Source organism: Kitasatospora sp. NPDC096147 (genome assembly GCF_044763225.1).
Taxonomy (GTDB): domain Bacteria; phylum Actinomycetota; class Actinomycetes; order Streptomycetales; family Streptomycetaceae; genus Kitasatospora.
Genome location: NZ_JBIWFX010000008.1, coordinates 90,211 through 114,240, shown reverse-complemented (window position 1 = coordinate 114,240; position 24,030 = coordinate 90,211). Strand labels below are relative to the sequence as shown.

Here is a 24,030-nt window from a genome sequence, read left to right as displayed (position 1 = left end):
GCCGGTCGACCGGCCGGGCCTGGAAAGGATGTTCGGTGTGGGGAAATCCCCCGAGCAGCGATCCGGTAGGGGGTGCCGTGAAATCCAGGACACCGAATCTGAGGCTCCGTTCGCTGCTCGACGAGACGGGTTGGACGGGCCAGGCCTTCGCCCACGCGGTGAACGCCGAAGGCCGCCGCAGCGCCCTCGTGGTGCGCTACGACCGCACGGCGGTGGCCCACTGGCTGGCCGGCACCCGACCGCGCGAGCAGGTGTGCGAGGTGATCTGCCGGGTGCTCACGCACCGGCTCGGCCGGACCGTCCGGCCGGAGGACGCCGGTCTGGCACCGGGGCGGCCGGCCGGCCGGACGGCGGGCCCGGCCGGGCACCCCGGACCGGACCGGACCCCGGGACCGGGGTCGTGGCCGGGGCCCGGACCGGGGCCGGACCCGGAGTCGGAGCAGGCCACGGCGGGGCCCGGGTCGTTCGGGGTGGTCCTGGTGCACGAGCGGCTGCGCGAGCTGGCGGAGAACGGGACGGTCGCCCGCCGGGTGCTCCAGCGGCTCCCGTACGCCCCGGTGATGGACCTGCCGTTCGCCGCCGGAGGTCCGCCGCCACCGGACTCCCGGGAGCGGATCGGCTCGGCCCACATCCGGGGCGCGGAGCTGATGGTGGGTCTGTTCGCGCTCGCGGACGAGGTGTTCGGCGGGGTCCGGCTGCGCCCGGCCCTGACGTCCTACCTGTCCACCGACATCGCCGCGCGGCTCTGCTGTCCCGCCTCGCCGTCGGTCAGCCGCCGATTCCGGCAGGCCAGTGGAGATCTGGCATACCTGGCCGGATTCATGTCCTTCGACGAGAATCTCCACGGCGTTGCGCAGGCATATTTTCAGCTTGCGGTCCGGCTTTCCGCCGAGGCGAACGATCCGGCCCGATATGCGATTGCCGTGCGCCAGATGAGCGTCCAGGCGTACGGTCTGGGTAATCCCGGGCTCGCGCTGCAATTCGCCCAGGAGGCCACCCGGGACATCGGCCGGCTCCCCGCGCAGGCGGCGGCCTCGGTGGTCGGCCAGGAGGCCCTCGCACTGGCCGGGTCCGGTCGGCGCCGGGCCGCGCTGGCCGGCCTGGGCCGGGCCGAGCGCCTGCTGGAGCGCGCGGAGGGACAGGGAGCCGTGCTCGGCGGCTACCACCTGGCCGCCTTCACCCATCAGCAGGCGGAGGTGCTGGCGGCGGCCGGTGACCTGCCGGCCGCCTGCACGGCGCTGGCGGCCTCGCTCCGGCTGAGGCCCCCTCAGGAGCGCCGGGCCCGGATGCTCACCACCGCCCGGCTGGCCGGCCTCCAGCTCTCCCAGGGGCAGCTCGAACTCGCCTGCTCCACCTGGGAGCGCTTCCTCGACGACTACCCGCTGGTCTCCTCGGCCCGGGGCGACGCCGCCCTCGGCGAGCTGCGCCGGGGCCTGCGCAGCTACCGGAGGGAGCCGGCCGCCCGACGGGTGCTCGCCCGGGCGGGACGGGTGGTCGGGGCGGCCGGCGGGTCCGGGCCCGGGGCTGGCGGGTCCGGAGTCGGTGGGGCCGGAGTCGGTGGGTCCGGCTGGGCGGGCAGCGGGATCGGCGCCGTGGGGGTCGCCGCCGGGGTCGGTGGGCCTCCGTCCGGGAGCGCGGGCCGGAGCAGGGGCGGGGGCGGGCCGGGCGGGCGGCGGCTCGGACCCCTGGTGCCGAGGCCCAGGGCGGCACCGGAGGCCGAGCGCTGACGCCCCTCGGCGGGACCGGGGGCCGGCTGACGGCCGGTCAGATCCGGTCGGCCGCGATCAGCAGGTACTGGAAGCTGCCGTCCCGGTAGGAGCTGAGGAAGGCCTCCTCGATCCCGGTGGTGACCGAGGAGTGGGTGCGCAGCTCCCAGTAGGGGATGGTGGCGGGGGTGAGGTTCTCCACGTGCACCGGCACGAGGCGGTTGGCCGCCATCGCCGCGAAGTACTCCGAGCGGGCGTGGATGTTGCACTCGTAGTGGGCGTTGATGGTCGAGACCGCCTTGGAGGGCTGCCCGTACACGTCGTTGTAGCAACCGGTGATAGTCACGTAACGGCCGCCCCGGGCAAGGAGCTTGGAGTGCGCGGCGAACAGGTCCCGGAGGTCCACGTACATGGTGGACTCGTTGTTCCAGATCGCCTGGTAGCCACCGGGGGTGAAGCCGGTCTCCAGCATGTTCCCGACGTGGTAGGTCACCTTGTCGGCGATGCCCAGCTCGCGGGCCCGCCGGTTGGCGAAGTCGACCTGCTTGGAGGAGAGCGAGATGCCGTCCGCGTGGCAGCCGAAGGTCTGGTGGGCCAGCACCGAGGTGCCGCCCCGGCCGCAGCCGGCGTCCAGGATGCGCTGCTCCGGCTTGACCTCGCCGAGGTGCTTGATCAGCAGGTGCGCCTGGTCGGTCTCCAGCCGGTGCAGCTCGTTGATGACGGCCTGGTCCCGGTCGGTCTCCGCCGTCTCCAGGACCGACCAGTCGACGTCCCCGACACCGTAGTGGTGGTGGTAGAGGCCGTCGACGTCGCCGAGGCGGAGGTTGACGGGACGTTCCTCCGCGTTCCAGTAGTTCGCGATGTCCTGCTGGTAGGGGCTGTGGGGGGCGACGGTGCTCATGCCGTGGTGCTCCTCTCGGTACCGGGGTGGGGGCCCGGGGGCGGGCCGCTCCGGAACCAAGTAACCCACCGCCCCGGCCCGCCCGGAAGCGCGTGCGGGGCACCGGCCTGTTGAAAGTCCGCCGGGGTTGAACGGGCCTCCGCGGGGCCCTTCCGGGCCGGTCAGGGCCGGTCCGGTCGGGGAAGTCCCGCAGCAGCGGGGCGGCGGTCCGGTGGAGAACAGGGACCGGTCGGGCAGCGGCTCCCCGGCCGGCCGGCCGGCTTGGCTTGGGTTGGCTTGGCGCAGCGGGCCGGGCGGGTGGTGCCGCCCGGCGGCCGAGCGGTCGTCAGAACCCGAAGCGGGCGCGGTGCGAGGCGGGCACCAGGTCGGCGTACTCGGGGTGCTTGTGCATCCAGCCCCGGATGAACGGGCAGTACGGCAGCACCGCGAGCTCCTGCTCCCGGGCCGCGTCCAGGGCGGCCCGTGCCAGCTTCCCGGCCAGGCCCCGGCCCTCGAAGGCGGCGTCGATCTCGGTGTGGATGAAGGCGATCTCCGCGCCCGAGCGGTGGTACTCGGCGAAGCCGGCCAGCGCGCCGTCCTCGCGGATCTCGAAGCGGGACAGCTCGGCGTTGTCGGTGATCGACGGCTCCATGAGGGGCTCCTCCGTGCGGTGGGGCGGGTGGTGGTCGGTACCCGGTCAACCTAGCCTGCGCAGGCGTGCGATCGATGAGCGGGGCTCATCGGTCGATGAGCCATCCGATCTTGTCCGGGCCCTTCCGCGGCTGGTGAGCTGACGGCATGACAGACACCCCCACCCGCACCGTCACGGCCGGTGCAGCCGACCCGGCCCAGCTCACCGCTGCCCCGCCCGGGGCCCACCGCTGGGCGCCGGTGCTCGCCGTCGGGCTGGTCACCTTCACCCTGGTGTCCTCCGAGATGATGCCGGTCGGTCTGCTGCCCCCGATCTCGCACGCCCTCGGGGTGACCGACGGCGTGACCGGCCTCTCGCTGACCATCACCGGTCTGATCGCCGCCGCCCTCTCACTGCTCGCCCCCACCCTGGTCGGCCGGCGCGACCGCCGGACGGTACTGGTGGCGTTCATGCTGCTTCTCGCCCTGGCCAACGGACTCTGCGCGCTGGCACCGGACTTCACCGTGCTCGCGGTCGGCCGGGTGCTGCTGGGCGGTGCGCTGGGCATCGTCTGGGGCCTGGTGCCGAGCCTCGGCCCGCGGCTGGCCGACGGCCGCCGGATCGCGCTCGCCATGACGGTGATCTTCTCCGGAGTCTCCGTCGCCTCCGTGCTCGGCGTGCCGCTCGGCACCTACCTGGCCGTGCTGCTCGACTGGCGGGCCGCGTTCTGGACGCTGGCCGCGCTCGGCGTGGTCTGCGCCGCCGTGCTCGCCCTCACCCTGCCGCCGCTGCCGGCCTCCGGGCCGGCCCGGCCGGGCGGACCGTTCGGCGCGCTGCGCCACCGGGGCGTGGCCACCGGCATCGCCGTCACCGCCTTGGTGGTGCTCGGCCACTTCGCCGGCTACACCTACGTCCGGCCCGCCCTGGAGGCGGCCCGGGACGACGTGGGCGGGGCCGCCCTGACCGGCGGAGCCGTCGCCGCCTGCCTGCTGGTGTACGGACTCGCGGGCGTGGCGGGCAACTTCACCGTCGGACCGCTCTCCGGCCGCCGCCCCAGGGCGGCCCTGGTGATCGCCCTGGCCGGCATCGCGCTGGCCACCCTGCTGCTGCCGCACGCCACGGGTTCGGTCGTCACGGTCCTCCTGGTGCTGGTGCTCTGGGGCGTCTCCTACGGTGGCGTGTCGGTCTCCACCCAGACCTGGGTGCGGATCGCGGCCCCGGCGGAGTTCGAGGCCACGGCAGCGCTCTGGGCCTGCGTGTTCAACGCCTGCATCGCGCTCGGCTCGGCGGCCGGCGGTCTCGTGGTGGACCGGGCCGGGACGGACGCGGTGCTGCTGACGGCCTCGGTGACGGTGGCGGCGGGCCTGCTGCTGACGGTGGTGTCCCGGCCCGGGGCCGCGCGCTGACGTCCGGTGGTGAAGCCCGGGTGGTGAAGCCCACGGGGGCTGACGCCGGCTCAGACCACGGTGCGCGCCAGCCGGGCCACGAAGGCGGCGGCCGTGGGGTGTGGCCGTCGGCCGTGCTGCACCACCTCCAGGGTGCTCGCGGTCAGCTCCGGAACCGGCAGGAAGCGCAGGGCCGGCCGTCGGAGGTAGGTGGTGCTGCACTCGCACAGCAGCAGCCCCCGGCCGGTGGCGGCGGCCGTCGTCAGGCCCTCCTGGACGGTGCCGGCGCCCACCGGGTAGGACAGCTCCAGTCCGCCCGGCGTGCGGCGGGGCGCGTTGACCTCCCGCCAGTACCCGGGCGCCGGGCCGCGCGGCTCGACCAGCGGCAGGCCGGCCAGCTCCTCGCCGCTCACCCCGGCCGCCCCGCCCAGCCGCCGTCCGGCCGGGACCGCGACGTACACCGTCTGCCGGGAGAACTCCAGCAGCACCTCGAACTCCGGCTCCCGGCAGGGCGCCAGCACGATGGCCAGGTCCACCTCGCCCCGGGCCAGCTGCGAGAACGGGTCCGCCCAGGGCAGCTCGACCAGCTGCACCGCGCCCTCCGGCAGGCCCGCGATCACCCGGGCCACCGGCTCGTACACCGCGCACTGGAAGCCCAGCCGCAGCGGAGCCGCCGTCACCGCCCGGGCCCGGGCAGTGCGGTAGCCCTCCCGGAGCTGCTCGAAGGCGGGCACCACCTGGCCCGCCAGCTCGCGCCCCAGCTCGGTCAGCTCGACCCGACGGCTGGTCCGCCGGAACAGCTCCGCGCCGACCCGCCGCTCCAGCCGCTTGATCAGCTGCGAGACCCGGCCCTGCGACACCCCGAGCCGCTCGGCCGTCCGGCCGAAGTGCAGCAGGTGGACGAGCACCGAGAAGCACTCCAACTCCTGCAAGGGGAGCTCGGGCAGCGGGGTCGCGGGGCTCGAAGCATCCATCCGGGCAGTCTAGGCGGCAGCCCCGGGGGCCTGACCTGCCGGTCTGGCTGCCTGCCTGCCCGTCCGCGCGCCCGTTCGCGCGCCTGCCGCTGGCCGTCCGGCTGTCGGCCCGCTGCTCCGGTGCCGGCTCCGCCGTGGCGGGCCCCGGCGTGCGCAGCCCGCTCCCGGGGACCCGACGGTCCTGCGGGCCGGGCGGGCGCGCGCCACCCGTTGAGGTGACGTGTGGCCCGGGCCGGGTGAGCCTCCGTCAGGTCGGACGTGCACGGAGCGAGGATGGCCGGTGGCGAACGGGAGGAGCGGGCGGATGACCATGGACCGACGGGGGTTCCTGACCGCGATGGGGCTGGGCGGGGCGCTGGCCGTGACCGGCGTCGGCCCGGCCCGGGCAGCGGCCCGGGGTCGGGCGGTGGCCACGGGACGTGCGGTGGCCACAGGACGGGTGGTGCCGCCCGACTGGGCCGCGCTGCGGGCCCGGCTGGACGGGCGCCTGCTCCAGCCCGGAGACCCGGGTTACCCCGTCGCCCGGCTCGGCTACAACGAGTTGAACGACGGTCAGTACCCGGCCGCGGTCGCCTCCTGCACCTCCGCCCGGGACGTCCAGTGGTGCCTGGACGCCGCCCGGGGCCACGGCGTCCCGATCGCCGCCCGCAGCGGTGGCCACAGCTACCTCGGCTACAGCGTGCCCGCCGACGGCCTGGTGATGGACCTGCGGCCGATGGCCCGGGTCGAGGTGGCGCCGGACGGCACCGCCCGGGTCGGCGCCGGGGCCCGGCTGATCGAGGTCTACGCGGCGCTCGCGGCGGCCGGCCGGCTGCTCCCGGCCGGCTCCTGCCCCACCGTCGGCGTCAGCGGGCTCACCCTCGGCGGCGGGGTGGGCGTGCTGGCCCGCCGCTACGGGCTCACCTGCGACCGGCTGGCCGGTGCCGAGCTGGTGACGGCCGACTCCCGGACGCTCACCGTCTCCGAGGAGTGCGAGCCCGACCTGTACTGGGCCCTGCGCGGCGGTGGTGGCGGCAACTTCGGGGTGGTCACCTCCTTCACCTTCCGGACCGCCCCGGCCCCCGACCTCACCGTCTTCGCACTGCGCTTCCCGAGCGGCTCGGCGGTCGAGGTGACCGGCGCCTGGCAGCGCTGGATCGCCGACGTACCGCCCGAGCTGTGGTCCAACTGCGTGCTCTCCGGCGGCCGGCCGCCCACCGCCCGGGTCGGCGGCTGCTACGTCGGCCCGCCGGCCGGGCTGGCCCCGCTGCTGGACGCCCTGGTGACCGCCGTAGGGGTGCAGCCAACCTCCCGCACCGCGCTGCCGAAGAGCTACCTGGACGCGATGAAGTACATGGCCGGCTGCGCCAACGACACCATCGCCCAGTGCCACCCCGTCTCCGAGGGCGGCCGACTGCCCCGGTCCTCCTTCGTCGCGGTGTCCCGGGTGCTCGGTGCCCCGGTCGACCCGGCCCGGCTGGTCGAACTCCTCGACGGGAGAACCGGGTTGGACCTGCTGCTGGACTCGCTCGGCGGCGCGGTCGCCGACCTGGCGCCCGACGCCACGGCCTTCCCGCACCGCTCCGCCCTGGCCACCGCCCAGGTCTACGCGAGCGCCACCCGCTCCTCGCAGCCCGCCGTCACCGCCTCGGTCGACGCCGTCCGCGACGGCTTGGCCGCGCTCGGGGCCACCGGGGCCTACGTCAACTACATCGACGCCACCCTCCCGGACTGGGGCACCGCCTACTACGGCGCCAACCTCCCCCGCCTGAAGGCGGTTTCGGCCGCCTACGACCCGGACGGCGTGTTCGCCTTCCCGCAGTCCGTCGCCCGCGCCTGAGCCGGCGTCCCGCCGCCGGCCGCACGGTGCCTGCCTGCCGGTCGAGGCACCTGTCCGGGTGCGGGGTCGTCAGGCCGGGTGCAGGTAGAGCTCGTCGGTGTAGCACCACGCCCAGGCCTCGCCGGGCTCGGCGGACCGGGCGACGTGGTGTCCGGCGACGGAGCGTGCGTGCCGGTGCGCGTGCCGACCGGGGGAGCTGTCGCAGCAGCCGATCCGTCCGCAGCTCAGGCAGGCCCGCAGGTGGACCCAGGTGGTGCCCTCCCGGAGGCAGTCCTCGCAGGCCGGCGGGGCGTCCCCGGGCCGCTCCGGGCCGTCCTCGGGCGGTGGGCCGCCGGGCGACGGCGCGGCGAGCGGCAGGCCGTCGAGATGGTCACAGGTCCGCTGCACGACCAGCCCCCGGTCCACCGCGACCTGCCACTGCTGTTCCTCGCTCATGCCCCTCACCGTACCTGCGCCCCGTCGTAGGACGACGGGGCGCAGGCCGGGTCGGGCGCCGTGGCGCGCCTGACGGATCAGCAGGTGACCGCCGGGCGGTCGCGCAGCACCAGGTCGGTGCGGCCGGGGGTGGAGTCGGCCCAGAGCACCCGGGTGCCCCGGTCGGCGGCGGGCAGGTACTGGCCGCCCCGGTTGCAGGAGAGGCGCTGCGGGGTGCCGCCGGTGACCGGGAGCTGCCAGAGCTTGGGCAGGTCCTCGTTGGTGATCTTGCGGCCGGTGGTCCGGGCGAGGCCGTAGGAGAACGTGACGGCCTGGTCCGATGCGGTCAACTCCTCGATCACCCTCGGCTGTTCGGCACTGCCGGTGAGCAGGTCGGTGACGCCGGAGCCGTCCGGGGCGGCGGAGCGGATCGAGGTGCCCCGGCGGTAGTCCGACGGCTGCTCCAGCCAGAGCACCCGGTCCGAGGTCAGCGTCAGGTGGTGCGCGTACGCGTCCCGGGCGCCGTCGGTGCCGTCGTTCCCGCTCACCGGGTACCGGGCGACGTCCAGGCCGGTGGCCAGCGAGCGGAGCACCTGGACCCGGACGGTCCGCTCGCCCTGCTGCCACTGCTCGGTCCGGGCGAGCAGGTCGCCACGGAGCGCGAGGTCCTCCACCTGGTGGCCGGGCGGCAGCTCGACCGGGGTGGCCGGTGCACTGTCCACGGAGAGCCAGAGCCCGGTGCTTCCGGTGCCGAAGTCCGTTGCGGTGAAGGCGACGTAGCGGCCCCAGACCCGGACGTGGCCGATCATCCCGGAGGCGGCGCCCTGGACGGCGCGGGTGGTGCCGCCGTCCAGCGGGCGGACCAGCACCGACCAGACGGGCCGGCCGTCGGTGTAGCTCTGGGCGATCCAGGCGGCGGAGGTGCCGTCGGTGGCGGGGGAGAGGTGCGAGGTCCGGTCCCCGGTGGGCGTGAGCTGCACCGGCGGGGCCGAGCTGCCGACCTTCCCGGTGACCAGGCGCAGGTAGCCGTCCCGGGTGTCGGGCAGCACCCAGCGGCCGTTCGCCACGGCGACCTTGTTCTCGGAGGCGCCGGACAGCGAGCCGAACACGGCGCGGCTGTCCATCCCGATCCGCCGCTCCCAGCCGTCCTTGATCCCGTGCGCGTCGAACGCGGCTGTCACCGAACGGAGTTGGGCCTTGCTCAGGCCGAGCGAGCGGCCGGCCGCGAGCACCGCGTGCCGGGCGTCGACGAAGGTGTCCAGCGGGGTGAGGTACTCGGTGAGCGTCCGGTAGACGAGCCGGTCGGCGACCGCCGGGTCCAGGGCCCGCCGGATGTCCCAGAGCGCGCCGCTGAAGATGTCGGAGTTGTCGTGCACGTTCTCCTGGGTCAGGCCCAACGGGAAGCCGACGTAGTCCTTCACCGTGGTGCGGCCCAGGTCGAAGCGGCGCGTCGCGCAGCCCTCCGGGGTGCCGGTGCGGCAGAGCTCCTCGCCGAGCAGCGCGGCCTTCGGGTCGGTCATCGGGATGCCGAGGCGGGTGACCTGCACCGCGTTGCCGAAGTAGTCCGCGATCGCCTCGTCCATCGCGCCGGACTGGTCGCGCTGGACGAGCTTGGCGGTGCGTTCGATCACCCCGTGGGTCATCTCGTGCCCGGCGACGTCCAGCGCGACGGCGAACGGGTACAGCGCGTCGTTGCCGCCGCCGTAGGTCATCCGGCCGCTGCCCCAGGAGGCGTTGGGCAGGCTGGCGCCGTCCCAGTCGGTCACGTTCACCAGCGCGTCGATCGGCCCGCCCGCCCCGTCGATGCCGTCGCGGCCGAGCCGGTCGTGGAAGAAGTCGTATACGGCGGCGGCGTTGCGCTGCGCCTCGGCGGCTCCGGTGGCCGCCAGCGAGGCGGGGAAGTCCGGGGTGGGCGAGCTCACCGGGCGGATGGTGTCGGGCAGTTGGCCGCCGACCTGGTTCACCGGTCGGCCGCCGCCGTCGAAGACGGTCAGCCGGGCGGGCCGGGTCAGGTCGATCAACTGGTAGCTGCCGTCGGGCAGTCGCGCGGCGTTCACCGGGACCCGGCCGCCCTTGGCGTCCGGCGCGGTGCCCGTGGCGGGGGTCAGCCCGGGGTCCGCCGGGGCCTTCACGGCGGCTGCCGCCGGGGTGTCCGTGCCGGTCCGGGCGGTGACGGCGAGGGCGACCGCGCCGGAGCCGGCGTCCAGGTAGACCTCGCGGGACCTGCCCTCCCAGGCCGAGCGGTCGGTGCCGCGCAGCGTGAAGTGCCGCACCAGCCGCCCGCCGCCACCGGGCAGCACGACCCGCCCGCGGTCCTCGGCGGTCAGCCCCGTGCGGGCCGGCCCGGCCTCGACCGAGGCGAGCGCCAGCGTGCGCAGCGCCTCGTCCGGGACGGCCTGGGCTACCGGCACGGTCAGCCCGGTGAAGTACTTGCCGCCGGCCGACTCGACCCGCTGCGCCGGCCCCTCTCCGGTCAGGCGCACCAGGTAGGCCGAGCCGAAGACCGGCAGACCGGCGTGCCGCTGCTCGAACCTGACGGTGCGCCGGCCGTCCGCCCCGCTCTGCACGCCGGTGACCACCAGCTGCGCCGGGTCGATCCGGTAGCGGTCCCGGTGGGCGGCCAGGTGGGCCCGGGCCGCCTCGGCCGGATCGGCGCCCGGAGCCGCCTCGGCCGGCCCGGTGACCAGTTGCGGGGCCTCCGTGCCGGTGCCGGGCACCAGCCCGGGCACCGGATCGGCGTCGGCGCCGACCGTGACGGCCGGGCCCTGGTCCGGCCCCCCGGCCGGTCCGGCGAAGGCCGGCGGTACGCCGACCGGGATGCCCAGCACGACGGCCACGGCGGTGCCGAGCAGTAGGGGTGTACGGGAACGGTGCTGCACTGCGGTCCTCCCTCGGGACAACGACGGCGGCCGGCCTCGGGCCGGCCCGCGCGAGCACGGCGGACGCCCTCCTGACGGCTCGTCCGTTCTCCGGAGCCGGCCGTCCGCCGTGTGATGAACATAGGCCATTTCTCTTTATATGTCGATGGACGTCATATGTAGTCCCGCTGGTGCGCCGACCGGCTTCCACCAGGTGGACGGGGAGCGCCGTCCGGCGGCCGGCCTGGAAGGCTGGGGCGATGGGTTTCGTGACGGAGGGGCCGGTGCTGACCGGTGCGCGGGTGCGGCTGGAGCCGCTGGCGAGGCGTCATGTGGGCGATCTGGCCGAGGCGGTGGAGGAGGAGCGCGGCTCCTACGGCTACACCTGGGTGCCGAGGGCGGCCGAGGCCGAGGAGTACGTCGAGATCCAACTCGGGCGTGCTGAAGCCGGGTTGATCCTCCCGTACGCCCAGGTCAGGACCGACACCGGCCGGGCGGTCGGTGCCACCGCCTACCTGGACCCGAGGTCTCTGCCGGGCCGGGAGGAGCTGTTCGCGGTCGAGGTCGGCTTCACCTGGCTGGCCGCCTCGGCCCAGGGCGGCGGGATCAACCGGGAGGCCAAGTACCTGCTCTTCCGGCACGCCTTCGAGGAGTGGGGCGTGGCCCGGGTGGACCTCAAGACCGATGCCCGGAACGCGCGTTCGCGGGCGGCCCTGGCCTCGGTCGGCGCGCGGTTCGAGGGTGTGCTGCGGAACTGGTCGCGGTCCTGGGCGCCGGGCGAGCAGGGCGGACTGCGCGATTCGGCGATGTACTCGGTGATCGCGGCCGACTGGCCGCAGTGCCGCGCCGAGCTGGAGCGCCGGCTGGCCCCGGCCCTGACGGAGAACCGGCCGTGAGGTTCGCGTCCGGCGCCGGGCCGGGGCAGGATGGCCGGACGGACGATCACGAGAGGAGCGGTGCCGTGGGAGCATCCGACCGCACGGACGAGGAGCGGCGGGCCCTCGGGCTCGTCGAGGCCCAGGCGAAGGCCGAGCGGCTGTTCGCCGAGGTGGCGGCCCGGGGCCTGGTGGCGCCCGGCGTCGGGGAGCGCGAAGTCAGCGACCTCATCCGGGACTTGGCGAACGAGCTGTTCGGCACCACCAAGCACTGGCACAAGCGGATCGTCCGCTCCGGCCCGCACACCCTGCACCCGTACAAGGAGAACCCGCCGGACCGGGTGATCGGCGAGGACGACATCGCCTTCGCCGACTTCGGCCCGATCTTCGAGGAGTACGAGGCCGACTTCGGCCGCACCTTCGTCCTCGGCGATGACCCGCACAAGCACCGCCTGCGCGACGATCTCGCCGCCGTCTTCGCGGCCGGCCGGGCCGCCTTCCACGCCGCCCCGGACATCACCGGCGCCGAACTCCACGCCGAGGTCTCCCGGTTGGCGGCCGACCGGGGCTGGGCCCTCGGCGGCTGGCACGCCGGCCACCTGGTCGGCGAGTTCCCGCACGAGACGATCGACGGTGCCAAGGCCGAGTCCTACGTCACCCCCGAGAACCACACCCCGCTCCGCCGCACCGACCGGGCCGGCCGACGCTGCCACTGGATCCTGGAGGTCCACCTCATCGACCCCGCCCGGGGCTTCGGCGGCTTCCACGAACAACTCCTCGACCTCGCCTGACGGACCACCCGGAAGGCCGGGCCGCTCGTGGCCCGCGCGGGGGCGTGGGCGGGTGGGATCGGCCGGGCGCCGGCACGGTACCCCGAGGGGCCGGGCGAGGAGGCCTTGGTCGAGGTGGCCGGGCTGAAGCCGGGCGAACCTGCGTGTCCACCCACCTGTCTGCCTGGCCGGGTACGGCGGGTCGTGATCAGGTCGGCGACGTCGGGCCGGGCGGCCACCCGGGCACGCCCCCCGCTCCGTGCGGCCGCACCGGCGAGGGGCTCGCGCCCGGCCGTGCGTCGGCGTGATCACCGTACCGGCCGTGCGGGCCGCCGCCCTGGTGAGGCTCCGTCAGGGCTTGACCACCTTGAGGACCTTGCCGGAGGCTCCGGCGGTGAGGTAGCCGCCGCCGCTGTAGTCGTCGGAGACGTAGTAGCGGATGGTGATCTCCTCGGCGAACCAGCCGTAGTCCACGATGATGTAGCGGGACTCCGGCTTCTCGACGCCGAGTTGGGTCTGCGTGGTGGCCAGGTTGGTGGGCAGCTGGTTCCAGTTGATCTTCGTGAGGTCGGCGGTTCCCTTGTTGCCGGTGACTGCGCCGCCCGGCTTCACGGTGGCCTTGCCCGCGCGGTAGGTGACGTCCTCGTAGCGCTTGGGGTTGTCCTTGGAGACCACCTTGGCGCTGGCGTGCTCCGGATAGACCGTCATGTCGGTGATCACGGTGCTGCCGGTGGCGGCCTGGATCGAGGTCACCAGGGCGAGTGCCCCGGCCGGGGTGAGCAGGTCGAGCCCCGGGTCGGCCGCCGGCGGGGCCTTGGTGGCGCCGGTGCTCGCGGCGGGAGAGGACGGGGTGTCGCCGACGGAGGTGCTGCCGCTGGCGGTGCTGCCCGGGGTGACGGTCTTGGCGCCGCTGCCGGAGACCGAACCCGGGTTCTGCTGAGCGGAGTTGGTGCCCTTGCCGGCGGTCCTCTCGGTGCCCCCACCGGCCTTGAACCAGCCGTGCGTGAGGGCCCAGCCGAGCAGCCCGGTGGTCAGCACCCCGGCCACCGCGGCAGCCACCAGCGGCCCGGCCCGGCGGGGGCGGGCGGGCCGTCGCTCGGCGGGCTCCGGCTGCTTCCACGCCTGCGGTCCGCTGTCGGACTGCCCCGGCACCCGGTCCTGCGGGCCGCTCCCGCCCGGGCCGGCGGACGGCCAGGGCGTCTGCCCGGAGGGCCGGTCGGTCGCCCCGGACGGCCAACCGCCCTGTCCGGCCGACGGCCCGGTCGGCCAACCGGTCGGCCCGGAGTGCTGCTCGCGCGCCCCGTTCGGTGTCTGTGGCGCGTCCGGCCCGTACGGGCCCCACTGCCCCGGATGCCCGGAGGGGTGCCCGGAAGGCGCGGCGTACGGGGAGTCGAACCGGGCCTGGGTGTACGGGATCGGCCCGCTCACCTGGGTGGGCCACTGCTGGACGCCGCCCATCGTCCCGTCGATGCCCTGCTCGGCGGCGGCGAACAGCCGGTCCAGCTCGGCCGCGTCCGGCCGGACCGCCGGATCGCGGGCCAGCAGCGCGGTCAGTGTCGGCCCGAGCGGGCCGGCCTGCACCGGCGGCGGGAGCGGCTCGTCCAGCACGGCTGCCAGGGTGGCCAGGCTGGTCGCCCGGCGGAGCGGGTGGTGGCCCTCGACGGCGACGTACAGCATCATGCCGAGCGACCAGAGGTCGGAGGACGGATTGCCCTCCTGGCCCCGGATGCGCTCGGGGGCGATGAATTCGGGCGAACCGATCAGCGATCCGGTCGCGGTCAGGCTGGTCGAGCCGCTCAGCGCGGCGATGCCGAAGTCGGTGAGCACGGGGGTGCCGTCGGTGCGCATCAGCACGTTGCCCGGCTTGACGTCGCGGTGCTGGATCCCGGCCGCGTGCGCCGCGCGCAGCGCGGAGAGCACGCCCCGGCCGATCCTGGCGGCCTCCGGCGGCGAGAGCCGCCCCCGGCCGATCCGGTCGTGCAGCGAACCACCCGTCACCAGCTCCATCACCAGCCAGGGATGGGGGAGTTCGGGGGTGTCCACGATGTGGTAGATGATCACTACGTTGGGGTGCTGGAGCCGCGCCAGCGCCTGGGCCTCGCGCAGCACCCGTTCGCGCAGTTCGTACGCGGCGGCCGGATCGGCCGCGAGCATCGCCGGGTCGGGCGGCCGGACCTCCTTGAGCGCCACCTCGCGCTGGAGCACGGTGTCCCGCGCGCGCCAGACCAGACCCATGCCGCCGCCGCCGAGCCGCTCCAGCAGTTCGAAGCGCCCGTCGACGAGCTGGCCGCCCGGGCCCCCAGTAGTCATGGCGGTCATCGTAGGGGCTCCGGCGGACAGCTTTCGAACACCACCGGTCCGGCGCAGGCCACCCAAGGATCGGTCCGGGACGAACCGTGCGGGTCGTGGTGGTGGCCGGAGCCCGCCCCTGTCGGGGACGGTCGGGACGGTCGGGCGGACGACGCTCCGTCAGGCCGTGGGCTGGGGGACGGGCGCCGGGTCCGTGGTCGGGGCGCTGGTGGTCGGGGCGGTGGTGGCCGCGGCGGCGCGGAGTGCGGCCTCGACCCGGCGGTTGCCGGTCATGGTGGAGGTGACGGCGGTCATGGCGAGCAGGAGGAAGGCGGCGGCGTAGAGGGGGGTGCGCACGTCGTAGGCGGTGGCCAGCCAGCCGCCGAGGAAGGCGCCGAACGGGGCCGCGCACATGCTGAGCATGCGGGAGGTGGAGGCGACCCGGCCCATCAGGTGGGCGGGGACGACGGCCTGACGGAGCGAAGGGGCGAGCACCATGGTGGCCCCGACACCGGCTCCGCAGAGGGCGAGCGCCAGCCCGGCCACGTACGGGCCCGGGGCGGCGGCCAGGAGCAGGATCGCGAAGCCCTCCAGGGCGGCGGTGCAGGTCAGGGCGGTGCCGGTGCCGAGGCGTCGGCCGAGGAAGGAGGCCAGACCGGCGCCGAGCAGGCCCCCTGCGGCCTCCGCCGTGAGGAGCAGGCCGAAGCCGAAGGCGCCGATGCCCAGCCGCTCGTGGGCGAACAGGGCGAGCACGGTCTCCAGGGCGAGGAAGGCGACGTTGCCGACCGCCGGGCGGAGCGCGAGCCCGAGCAGCAGCCGGTCGCGGAAGACGTGGGAGGCGCCGGCCCGGGCCTGCCGCAGCAGTGACTCGCGGGCCTCCGGGAGGGGCCGGGGCACGGGGGGCAGGGACCGCACGAGAGCGGCGGAGACCGCGAAGGACAGCGCGTCGGCGAGCAGCGGCACGGCCCGTCCGAGCGCCAGCAGGGCGCTGCCGGCAGGCGGTCCGGCGAAGCCGGAGGCGGCGGTCTGGGCGCTGCGCAGACGGGAGTTGGCGCGCTCCAGGACGGCGGGGTCACGGCCGAGCAGGTCGGGCAGGTAGGCCGTGGCGGCGGTGTCGAAGAAGAGGCCGCCGAGGCCGAGCAGGAAGGCGGTGGTGGCCAGCAGGGGCACGCTCAACAGGTCGAGCACCGCCGCGCCCGCCGGGACCGCGAGCAGCACCGCCCGCACGGCGTCGGTGACCCACATGGTGCGTCGGCGGTCCCAGCGGTCCACCAGCGCACCGCCGAGTATCCCGAAGAGCAGCCAGGGCAGCGTCCCGGCGGCGGTGATGACGGCGAGCGCGATCGGATCGCGGGTCAGGGTGAGGGCGAGCAGCGGCAGCGCGGCGTGTGACACGCCGTCGCCGAGTGAGGAGACCGTCTGCGCGGTCCACAGGCGGCCGAAGCCGACGGGCAACTTCTTGCTCTCCGACGTCACTTGGTGCCCTCCTCGGTCTTCTCGCCGGCGGCCGGGCGGAACAGCGCGAAGACCAGTGACACGTCCGGCAGCGACGGGTCGGACAGCTCGCGGTACTCGTCGGCGAGGGCGTTCAGCCGTTCCCCCAGCTCGGCGAACTGAGCCTCGGTGAGCCGCAGGTGGGCCATCCGGACCTGGCGTTCGCCGTCCACCGGGGCGGCCTCCAGATCGGCCACTGCGTGCCGCATCAGCACGTCCGGCTCGCCCGTGCCCCGCTTCGGCAGGACGATCGACCGCGCGGCCATCGCGTAGTACCGCTCGGTGACGCCCCGGACCTTCCGGGTCTGCACCACCCGGACCAGCCCGGCCCGTTCGAGCAGGCGGACGTGGTAGCTGGAGCTGCCCTTGGCCAGGCCCAGGCGGTCGGCGAGCTGGGTGATGGTGGCGGGCTCGAAGCGGAGCACGGCCATGATGCGGTGGCGGGTGAGGTTGGAGACGGCACGCAGCTGCTCGTCGGTGGTGACGTGGAGCGTCTCGGGAAGATCATCGGTAGGCACGCCCTAATGGTCAACACTTCTTGACCATTTGGCAAGTGGTTTCGGCGGAGCGGTGGGTGACGGTACGTCGAAGGCTCCGGCCGACCGGCCCCCGGCCCCCGGCCTCCCCGGATCGGCGGCTCGACGGGGAGGTGTACGAGGCCGGGCCGGGCAGCCGTGGGCCGGGGGCGCTCAGCGGTGGCGCAGATAGGCGGCGGCGGTCTCCCGGAGGCGGTCGTGCAGGCCGTCGTAGGCGCGGGTGCGGCCGAGCAGGGACTTGGGGAACTTGGCGGCCATCGTGTAGTTGGTGTCGCAGACGTTGGCGGCGGGCGCCAGGGCGGCCTGGCTGACCAGCTGGTAGGCGTCGAGCTGGTCGAGGCCGAGCAGCCCGGAGGTCCAGGAGACCAGGTCGTGCTGGCTGATCCGGAAGGCATCCTCCAGGGGGCGGGCCGAGCCGGTGGTGATCAGGAAGTCGTCGTTCTCCAGGCGCGGCCAGGCCGGGCCCGCGCCCTTGACCAGGTCGACCACGACGGTGGTGCGCATCGCCGCCTCGACCGCCGTGCCGCACACCTCGCCCTCGCCCTGGCGGGCGTGGCCGTCGCCGATGGCGAGCAGGCCGCCCTCGACGTTGACGCCGAAGTAGGCGGTGGTGCCGGCCCGCATCTCGGGGGTGTCGAGGTTGCCGCCGTGCGCGCCGGGGGTGATGGAGGCCAGCACCTCACCGCCGGCCGGGGCCACGCCGACCGTACCGTGCATCGGGGCCAGCGGCAGTGCGACGGTGAAGTCCCCGGTGTGGGCCCGGAAGTGGCACAGCCCGCGCTTCGGGTCGAGGTCGTAGAACCAGACCCGCTCCTCCAGCGCGGGGTGCAGCATCGCCGTCTGGTGGGTGCCGGTCAGGGCGCCGAAGTGCGGGAAGGTGCTGGAGATTCCGTGGTCCCGGGTCGGGGCGATCTCCACGAAGTGCACGGCCAGCAGGTCGCCCGGCTCGGCGCCGGCCACCGCGATCGGGCCGGTGACGGGGTTCAGGTAGGGGAAGACGCAGACCTGGCTGGGCAGGTCGGTGGCCGACCGCACCTTGCCGCCGAAGCAGTCCTCGGTGGTCAACTCCACGACGGTGCCTGGCTGGACGGTGGTCAGCGGGGGTCGGCCGCCGAAGGTGTAGGCGTAGTCCTCGGGGCCGGGCGAGAGGACGACGGGCTCGGGCAGGGTGGTCACGTGGACTCTCCGGTCTTCCGGGCGCGCTCGGCGCTGTCGGTGTTCTGGGTGCTGTCGGTGCTCGGGGTGGCCTCGGCGCTCTGGGCGCCGTCCGTGACGGACAGCCGGGGCCGGCGGCCGGTGGCCATCAGCCCCGCCAGGACGATCGCACCGATCAACAGCCAGACGAAGCCGAGGCGTTGGGCCGCGATGTCGGCGTTGACGATCACGTAGGCGAGGATCGCGAAGCCGATCGCCGGGGCGATCAGGTGCCGCCAGTAGTCCCGGCTGCGGTTGCGGACCAGGTAGTGCACCACCACAGCCACGTGCAGCACCAGGAAAGTGGTCAGCGCGCCGAAGTTGACCAGGGTGCCGAGCAGGGTGATGCCGTCGTCCCGGGAGGCGGTGTAGAGGCCGAGCAGGAGCGAGATGCCGGCGGTGAGCAGGGTGGCGTTCACCGGGACCCGGCGGGTGGGGTGCACCCGGGCGAGGAAGGAGGGGAGTTGACGGTCCCGGGCCATCGCGAACAGCAGCCGGGAGGTGGCGGCCTGCGCCACCAGGGAGTTGGCGAAGCCCCAGGCGACGGCGGTGGCGACGGCCGTCACGGTGGCCAGCCAGCCGCCGGCGGCGGTGCGGGCCGCGTCGTAGAAGGCGGTGCCGTCCGGGTCGCCGTTCGCGATCAGCGCCGCCGGGTCGGTGACCAACAGCGAGGCGACCCAGGTCTGCACGATGAAGAGGGTGCCGGCCAGCAGCAGCGCGGCCACCATCGAGCGGCCGATCGCCTTCGCGGAGTCCCGGTTCTCCTCGGCCAGGGTGGAGATGCCGTCGAAGCCGAGGAAGCTGAGCACCGCGATCGACACCGCGCCGAAGGCCAGGCTCCAGGAGAAGGTGTGCGGGTCGTAGAGCGGTGTGAGGTCGAAGCCGCGCCCCTTGCCGGCCGCCAGTGCCACCACCCCGGCCGTCACGAAGACCGCGAGGACGAGGAGTTCGCCGATCAGCACGGCCTTGTTGACCCGGGCGGTGGTCTCGATGCCGAGGTAGTTGACGGCGGTGTTCAGCAGCACGAAGCCGACCAGCCAGAGCCAGACCGGGACGGCGGGCACCAGCGAGTTCATCGCCACTCCGGCGATCAGGTAGAGCAGGCCGGGCACCAGCACGTAGTCCAGCAGGATCATCCAGCCGGCGAGGAAGCCGACCGGGGCGGCGATGCCGCGCCCGGCGTAGGTGTAGACGGAGCCGGCCATCGGGAAGGCGCGGGACATCTGGGCGTAGGAGAGCGCGGTGAACATCATCGCCACCATGCCGAGGACGTAGGCCAGGGCGACCATGCCGCCCGAGCCGGCGAAGACGCCGCCGAAGATGCCGAACGGGGCGATCGGGACCATGAACACCAGCCCGTAGACGAGCAGGTCACTGAAGGTCAGGGAACGGCGGAGCTCCTGCCGGTAGCCGAAGCCCTCGATGTCCCGAGGTGTGGGGGAGTCGGTCATGGGAGGAGACAGTAGGCGCAACTATTTCCATATGGAAGAGTTTGGCGGAGGCTTCCCCAGTGGTGGGCGGCAGCTCAGCCCAGGACGGTGAAGCCGGCGCCGTCCGCGCGGGCCAGGTGCACCCGGCGGCCGAGCGGCCCTCCGGTCCCGTCGGTGGCGGCCAAGGCGCCGGCGGCCCCGGTCAGCCGCTGCGGCGTCAGGGCTCCCTCCCGCGACGCCAGGTCGGCGAGCAGGTGCAGGCCGTCGTAGAGACCCACCGCGTACGCGTCCAGCACCGGGGCCCACGGGCCGCAGAGCAGCCGGTGACGGTCCGCCAGCTGCCGGCGGCGCTCCTCGGCCAGGGTGGCGAACGAGGGCATCGTCGCGTACAGCAGCCCGGTCTCGTCACCGCCCAGGGCGAGCAGGCCGTTCTCCTCCAATGCCGGTGACAGGCGCACGAGTCGGCGATCCGCACCGCTGCGCCGCAGGGCCCGGTTGAACTCCACCAGGTCGCGCCCGACCAGGCTGAGCAGCACCGCGTCCGCCCGGGCCGCGCGCAGCGCGTCCAGCAGCTCCTCCGCCTGGCGCCCGACGGAGCCGAACGGCACCCGGCGCTCCAGCGCGACCTCGGCGCCGGCGGCGGCCACCAGACCGGCGGCGGCCCGGTGCACCGAGCGCGGCCAGATGTAGTCGTTCCCGACCAGTGCCCACCGACGAAGCCGGTGACGTTCCGTCAGGACGCCGATCCCGTACCGTAGTTGCTCGGCCGGACCGACTCCCGTGCAGAGCACCCCGGCGCGGCGTGAGCCGCCCTCGTGCGGCGGGGTGTACACGTACGCGATCCGCCCGGCGGCCAGCCGCTCCACCGCGCGGTGCACGTCGCTGGTGTGACAGCCTGCCAGCGCGTCCAGTGCCCCGGCCGCGAGTAGCGGGCGGAGTGCGGCGGTGACCGTCGGGGGTGATCCGCCGCCGTCGATCAGCACCAGCTCCAACGGGCGGTCGCGGACCCCGCCGCGCTCGTTCACCTCGTGGGCGGCGAGCAGCGCGCTGTCCAGCGCGGACGGGCCGGTCAGCCCGAGCACGCCGGACTGCGGCACGACCAGGCCGACCCGGAACGCGCCCGACGCCGGGTCCGCCGGGTCGTGCCGGTCCGCGTGGAGCGCGTCGAGCGGGTCCACCAGGCTCGCATCCAGCATCACCGGTGCGAGTATGGTCGCGATGTCGGCCCCGGGAAAGACCCGCCGACCCGACCGGCAGAACGGGAGCTCAGGATGACCGCGCAGCACGACGCCGTCGCGGCCACGCCGGCAGCGGCCACGGGTCCGCAGCCCCTGCTGGTCGAGCTGGTCGCACTCGCCCACCGCCGTCTCACCGGCGGCCTGGCCGCCGCCCTGGCGGAGCAGGACTGCACCGTGGACCAGTGGCGCGTGCTGCGCGCCCTCGCCGACGGCGCCGGGCACCCGATGGGCGAGCTGTCCCAGGCCCTGCTGATCCCGCAGGCCAGCCTCAGCCGCCTGGTCGACGGCCTCGCCGACTCCGGCCTGGTCTACCGCCGCCAAGGCGACCAGGACCGCCGCCGGATCACCGCCCACCTCTCCCGCCAGGGCCGCACCCACCTCACCCGGCTCGACGCCCTCGCCGCCGCCCACGACGACGCCGTCCGCCGGACCTGCGGCCGGGCCGACCTCGGCGAGGCGCTCGCCCGGCTCGCCGCTCCCTGAGCCGCCGGAGCGGGCCGGGCCCGGGTACCCCTGCCCGCCGAGCGGGGTGCGGAGCACCCGACCGACCGGGCGCCACCGCCACGGTCGCCGCTCCGCGCACCCCCGACTGCCTGGCCGAGGGAAGGCATGAGAGCGTGGGGCGCCTCACGACGGGAGCGGAGGAGAGCCGATGAGCGCCGGACGGGTCCTGGTGGTGGACGACGACGCGGCGATCCGACGATCGCTGGAGCGCGGGCTGCGGCTCAGCGGCTTCACGGTCCGGACGGCCGGAAGCGGCCCCGAGGCGCTGGCCCTGCTGGCGGTGGAGCCGGCCGACGCCCTGGTCCTGGACGTCTCGATGCCCGGACCCTCCGGGACCGAGGTCTGCCGCGACCTGCGCGAACGGGGCGACGAGACACCGGTGTTGATGCTCTCCGCCCTGGACGAGACCGCGGACCGGGTGAGCGGCCTGCAGGCCGGGGCGGACGACTACCTGGTCAAGCCGTTCGCCCTGGAGGAGCTGGTGCTGAGGCTGCGGGCGCTGCTGCGGCGCCGCCCCGCGCCGCCGTCCGCGCTGCTGCGCTGCGGGCCGCTGACGGTTGATCAGGAGGCCCGGCAGGTCCGCTACGGCCCGGCTGAAATCACCCTCACCCGGCGGGAGTTCGAGCTGCTGGTGCACCTGGTCAGGAACACCGGCGTGGTGCTGAGCCGGGACGTCCTGCTGGAGCGGGTCTGGGGCTACGACTTCGAGGTGCGCACCGACGCGGTCGACACCTTCGTCAGCTACCTGCGCCGCAAGCTGGAGGAGGGCGGACGGCCGCGCCTGATCCACACCGTGCGGGGCGTCGGCTTCGTCCTGCGGCTGCCCGGTGGGGAGGACGGGCGGTGAGGCTCTCCACCCGGATCGCCCTCTCGGTGGCGGTGATGGTGCCGCTGCTGGTGCTCGGAGCCGGCGTCCTGCTGCTCGGACTGGTGAACAAGGACCTGCGGGGCCAGCAGGACGCCAGGCTGCGGGAGCGGGCCGCCGCCGTCCTGCCCTCGGCCCGGGCGCTGCTCGCCGCCGACCACAACGGACGGCCCAAGGTGGAGCAGAACCAGGGGCGCAAGGTGCTCGGCGACGTGCTGGACTCCGGTGTCCGGGTCACCGCCGCCGACGGTGCCGTGGTGCTGGCGGGCGGGCCGTCCCCGGCCGACCCGGCGCGGTTGCCGAACGAGCCCGGCGGCCCGGTCACCGTCCGCGAACACGGCAGCGCCTGGCGGGTGTTGACCGTCCGGGTGGACGGTGCGGTACCCGGCACCCTGGCCCTGATCGCCCCGGCCGCCGCCGACGGACCCCAGCTCGCCGCCGTCCGGCGCCGGGTGCTGCTGGTGACCGTGCTGGCCGCGCCGGTCTCCGGGCTGCTCGCCCTCGCCCTGGCCGACCGGGCCACCCTGTCGATCCGTCGGCTCAGCCGCCGGGCCGCCGCACTGGATCCGGCGGCCGGCGCCGCAGCCTTCGCCCCCGGCCGCAGCCGGATCGCGGAGGTGGACGAACTCGCCACCACCATCGGCACCCTGCTGGCCCGCTACGACGAACAGGCGGCCCGGACCGCTCACGCACTGGAGACCGCCCGGTTGTTCTCCTCCGCCGCGTCGCACGAGCTGCGCACCCCGCTGACCAGCATGCGCACCGACCTCGACGTGCTCGCGGCCCACCCCGACCTGCCGCCCGCCGAGCGCGCGGAGATCGTCCGGGACCTCCGCGCGGACCACGGCCGCATGGACGAACTCCTCACCGCACTACGGACCCTGGCCCAGGGCGACCTGGTCGAGGCCTCGGCCTTCGGCTCGCTGGACTTCGCGGAGCTGGTCGGGGACGCGGTCGGGGAGACCCGGCGCCGCCATCCCGAGGTGCGGTTGACCGCCGACCTTCCGTCGGAGGTCCGGGTGTTCGGATGGGAGGGCGGTCTGCGCATCCTGCTCGCCAACCTGCTGGGGAACGCCGTGGTGCACGGGCACCTGCCGGGCGAGCCGAGCACCGTCGCGGTGCGGCTCCGGACCGACGGCGGGTGCGCGGTGCTCTCCGTCGGCGACCTCGGCCCCGGGATCGAACCGGCGCGGCGGCAGGCCGTCTTCACCCGCTTCCACCGGCGGCCGGACAGCCCGGGGTCCGGCCTCGGCCTGACCCTGGTGGCGCAGCAGACCGCGCTGCACCGGGGCACGGTCACCGCGGGGCCCGGTCCGGGGCAGGTGGGCACCCGCTTCGAGGTCCGGCTGCCGCTGCTGCGGGCCGACGCACCCGCCGTGCCGGCGCAGGGGCTGACCCGCCGGGACTGGCTGGCGACGGACCGAGGGCACTGACGGGCGGCGAGGGCGGGCGCCCACAGGGATTCCACAAGAAAGCGCGCTAGCTTCCGGACCGGCCGGCCCCGTGACCCGGGGCCGGGGACCCTCGGCACCGAAGGAGATCCAGCCATGCCCAGTACGTACAAGGCCGCCGCCCTCGCCGGAGCACTCGCCCTGGCGGGCACCCTGCTCGCCGTCGCACCCGCGCAGGCGGACACCAAGCCCACGAGCGCCCCGAAGGGCGACGGCGCGAAGGCGATCTGCAAGCGGCTCCCGAAGACCCAGGAGCACGTCGGCGCCGCGCTGACCCGGCTGAACGGCGACGCGACCGTCACCGGCTCGGTGGCCCGGCTGGAGCAGCGGGTGGCGAACGCCAAGTCCGCCGGCCACGCCGAGATCCAGACCCTGCTGAACGACCGGCTGACCCATCGTAAGAGCCTGCTCACCACCCTGCAGACCCGGCAGAACGACCTCAAGGCGGTGGCGAGTTGGTGCGCCACCCAGCCCGGCGCTCCGGCGCAGGCCAAGTGACCGGCCGTCAGGCCGCCGCCGTGGTCGCGCTGGTGATCGTGGCAGCGCTGGGTCTGAGCGCCTGCGGCCCGACAGCCGGACGCCCGGGCACCGACGCCCGGCCGGGACAGTCGGCAGCAGCCGACGACGGCCGGGCGCAGGAGATGGGGCAGAAGCTCGACGCGGCCGAGAGCGCGGCGGCCGAGGCTGACGCGGACGGCACCGAGGACGGTTGAGAGC

The 24,030-nt window shown here is 74.9% G+C and carries 21 protein-coding genes; 10 read left to right on the top strand and 11 right to left on the bottom strand.

What is annotated here, in order from left to right; genetic code table 11:
* Positions 1 to 77: 77 nt before the first annotated feature.
* On the top strand, positions 78 to 1,727 hold the full coding sequence (locus ACIRBX_RS24370) for a hypothetical protein (protein ID WP_402299409.1): 1,650 nt from the start codon (positions 78 to 80) through the stop codon (positions 1,725 to 1,727).
* A 37-nt stretch (positions 1,728 to 1,764) separates the two neighbouring features.
* Here the strand turns inward: ACIRBX_RS24370 and ACIRBX_RS24365 are convergent, their stop codons facing one another.
* Together ACIRBX_RS24365 and ACIRBX_RS24360 are read right to left on the bottom strand one after the other, a co-directional pair.
* Positions 1,765 to 2,607 carry a geranyl diphosphate 2-C-methyltransferase gene (locus ACIRBX_RS24365; RefSeq protein ID WP_402299408.1) on the bottom strand — a complete coding sequence of 281 codons (843 nt, stop codon included), beginning with the start codon at positions 2,605 to 2,607 and terminating at the stop codon, positions 1,765 to 1,767.
* 325 nt (positions 2,608 to 2,932) lie between these two features.
* The gene (locus tag ACIRBX_RS24360) at positions 2,933 to 3,238 is read right to left on the bottom strand and encodes a GNAT family N-acetyltransferase (RefSeq protein ID WP_402299406.1); all 306 of its coding nucleotides are present in this window, start codon (positions 3,236 to 3,238) and stop codon (positions 2,933 to 2,935) included.
* A 146-nt stretch (positions 3,239 to 3,384) separates the two neighbouring features.
* Between ACIRBX_RS24360 and ACIRBX_RS24355 the strand changes: the two genes are divergently transcribed.
* Positions 3,385 to 4,623, top strand: coding sequence for an MFS transporter (locus ACIRBX_RS24355; protein WP_402299404.1), 1,239 nt, complete (start codon positions 3,385 to 3,387; stop codon positions 4,621 to 4,623).
* A gap of 50 nt (positions 4,624 to 4,673) precedes the next feature.
* On the opposite strand, the gene ACIRBX_RS24350 is transcribed toward ACIRBX_RS24355, so the two are convergent.
* Complete coding sequence (locus ACIRBX_RS24350) at positions 4,674 to 5,576, bottom strand: LysR family transcriptional regulator (RefSeq protein WP_402299403.1); 903 nt, start codon at positions 5,574 to 5,576, stop codon at positions 4,674 to 4,676.
* A 304-nt stretch (positions 5,577 to 5,880) separates the two neighbouring features.
* Here ACIRBX_RS24350 and ACIRBX_RS24345 point away from each other — a divergent pair, with 304 nt between their 5' ends.
* Positions 5,881 to 7,395: an FAD-binding oxidoreductase gene (locus ACIRBX_RS24345; protein ID WP_402299402.1), complete on the top strand. Its 1,515-nt coding sequence runs from the start codon at positions 5,881 to 5,883 to the stop codon at positions 7,393 to 7,395.
* Positions 7,396 to 7,464: 69 nt separating this feature from the next.
* Here ACIRBX_RS24345 and ACIRBX_RS24340 read toward each other — a convergent pair whose 3' ends face one another.
* Together ACIRBX_RS24340 and ACIRBX_RS24335 are read right to left on the bottom strand one after the other, a co-directional pair.
* On the bottom strand, positions 7,465 to 7,830 hold the full coding sequence (locus ACIRBX_RS24340) for a UBP-type zinc finger domain-containing protein (RefSeq protein WP_402299400.1): 366 nt from the start codon (positions 7,828 to 7,830) through the stop codon (positions 7,465 to 7,467).
* Between the two features lie 77 nt (positions 7,831 to 7,907).
* Positions 7,908 to 10,688, bottom strand: a complete 2,781-nt coding sequence (locus ACIRBX_RS24335) for a M4 family metallopeptidase (protein WP_402299398.1) — start codon at positions 10,686 to 10,688, stop codon at positions 7,908 to 7,910.
* A gap of 239 nt (positions 10,689 to 10,927) precedes the next feature.
* On the opposite strand from ACIRBX_RS24335, the gene ACIRBX_RS24330 reads away from it, so the two are divergent.
* Complete coding sequence (locus ACIRBX_RS24330; RefSeq protein WP_402299397.1) at positions 10,928 to 11,563, top strand: GNAT family N-acetyltransferase; 636 nt, start codon at positions 10,928 to 10,930, stop codon at positions 11,561 to 11,563.
* A 65-nt stretch (positions 11,564 to 11,628) separates the two neighbouring features.
* Positions 11,629 to 12,333 (top strand): M24 family metallopeptidase, encoded by a 705-nt coding sequence (locus ACIRBX_RS24325; RefSeq protein WP_402299396.1) that lies wholly within the window; start codon positions 11,629 to 11,631, stop codon positions 12,331 to 12,333.
* A 330-nt stretch (positions 12,334 to 12,663) separates the two neighbouring features.
* Here the strand turns inward: ACIRBX_RS24325 and ACIRBX_RS24320 are convergent, their stop codons facing one another.
* From ACIRBX_RS24320 to ACIRBX_RS24295, 6 genes are all read right to left on the bottom strand, one after another.
* Positions 12,664 to 14,622, bottom strand: a complete 1,959-nt coding sequence (locus ACIRBX_RS24320; RefSeq protein ID WP_402299395.1) for a protein kinase — start codon at positions 14,620 to 14,622, stop codon at positions 12,664 to 12,666.
* Positions 14,623 to 14,781: 159 nt separating this feature from the next.
* Entirely contained in the window at positions 14,782 to 16,077 is a 1,296-nt protein-coding gene (locus tag ACIRBX_RS24315) for an MFS transporter (RefSeq protein ID WP_402299393.1), read from the bottom strand.
* Positions 16,074 to 16,613 carry an ArsR/SmtB family transcription factor gene (locus ACIRBX_RS24310; RefSeq protein ID WP_402299391.1) on the bottom strand — a complete coding sequence of 180 codons (540 nt, stop codon included), beginning with the start codon at positions 16,611 to 16,613 and terminating at the stop codon, positions 16,074 to 16,076. Before ACIRBX_RS24310 ends, ACIRBX_RS24315 begins: the two co-directional genes overlap by 4 nt.
* Positions 16,614 to 16,784: 171 nt before the next feature.
* Entirely contained in the window at positions 16,785 to 17,798 is a 1,014-nt protein-coding gene (locus ACIRBX_RS24305; protein ID WP_402299880.1) for an acetamidase/formamidase family protein, read from the bottom strand.
* Between the two features lie 5 nt (positions 17,799 to 17,803).
* Positions 17,804 to 19,276 carry an APC family permease gene (locus ACIRBX_RS24300; RefSeq protein ID WP_402299389.1) on the bottom strand — a complete coding sequence of 491 codons (1,473 nt, stop codon included), beginning with the start codon at positions 19,274 to 19,276 and terminating at the stop codon, positions 17,804 to 17,806.
* A gap of 74 nt (positions 19,277 to 19,350) precedes the next feature.
* Complete coding sequence (locus ACIRBX_RS24295; protein WP_402299388.1) at positions 19,351 to 20,451, bottom strand: ABC transporter substrate-binding protein; 1,101 nt, start codon at positions 20,449 to 20,451, stop codon at positions 19,351 to 19,353.
* A gap of 75 nt (positions 20,452 to 20,526) precedes the next feature.
* Between ACIRBX_RS24295 and ACIRBX_RS24290 the strand changes: the two genes are divergently transcribed.
* The 5 genes from ACIRBX_RS24290 (at position 20,527) to ACIRBX_RS24270 (ending at position 24,026) form a co-directional block, all read left to right on the top strand.
* Entirely contained in the window at positions 20,527 to 20,976 is a 450-nt protein-coding gene (locus ACIRBX_RS24290) for a MarR family winged helix-turn-helix transcriptional regulator (protein WP_402299386.1), read from the top strand.
* Between the two features lie 169 nt (positions 20,977 to 21,145).
* A complete protein-coding gene (locus tag ACIRBX_RS24285) occupies positions 21,146 to 21,844 on the top strand; it encodes a response regulator transcription factor (RefSeq protein WP_402299384.1) in 699 nt (232 codons plus the stop codon).
* A complete protein-coding gene (locus ACIRBX_RS24280; RefSeq protein WP_402299382.1) occupies positions 21,841 to 23,295 on the top strand; it encodes a sensor histidine kinase in 1,455 nt (484 codons plus the stop codon). The genes ACIRBX_RS24285 and ACIRBX_RS24280 overlap by 4 nt, the downstream gene beginning before the upstream one ends.
* 114 nt (positions 23,296 to 23,409) lie before the next feature.
* Positions 23,410 to 23,811: a hypothetical protein gene (locus ACIRBX_RS24275; protein WP_402299381.1), complete on the top strand. Its 402-nt coding sequence runs from the start codon at positions 23,410 to 23,412 to the stop codon at positions 23,809 to 23,811.
* Complete coding sequence (locus ACIRBX_RS24270) at positions 23,808 to 24,026, top strand: hypothetical protein (RefSeq protein ID WP_402299379.1); 219 nt, start codon at positions 23,808 to 23,810, stop codon at positions 24,024 to 24,026. The genes ACIRBX_RS24275 and ACIRBX_RS24270 overlap by 4 nt, the downstream gene beginning before the upstream one ends.
* The last annotated feature ends 4 nt before the right edge of the window (positions 24,027 to 24,030 follow it).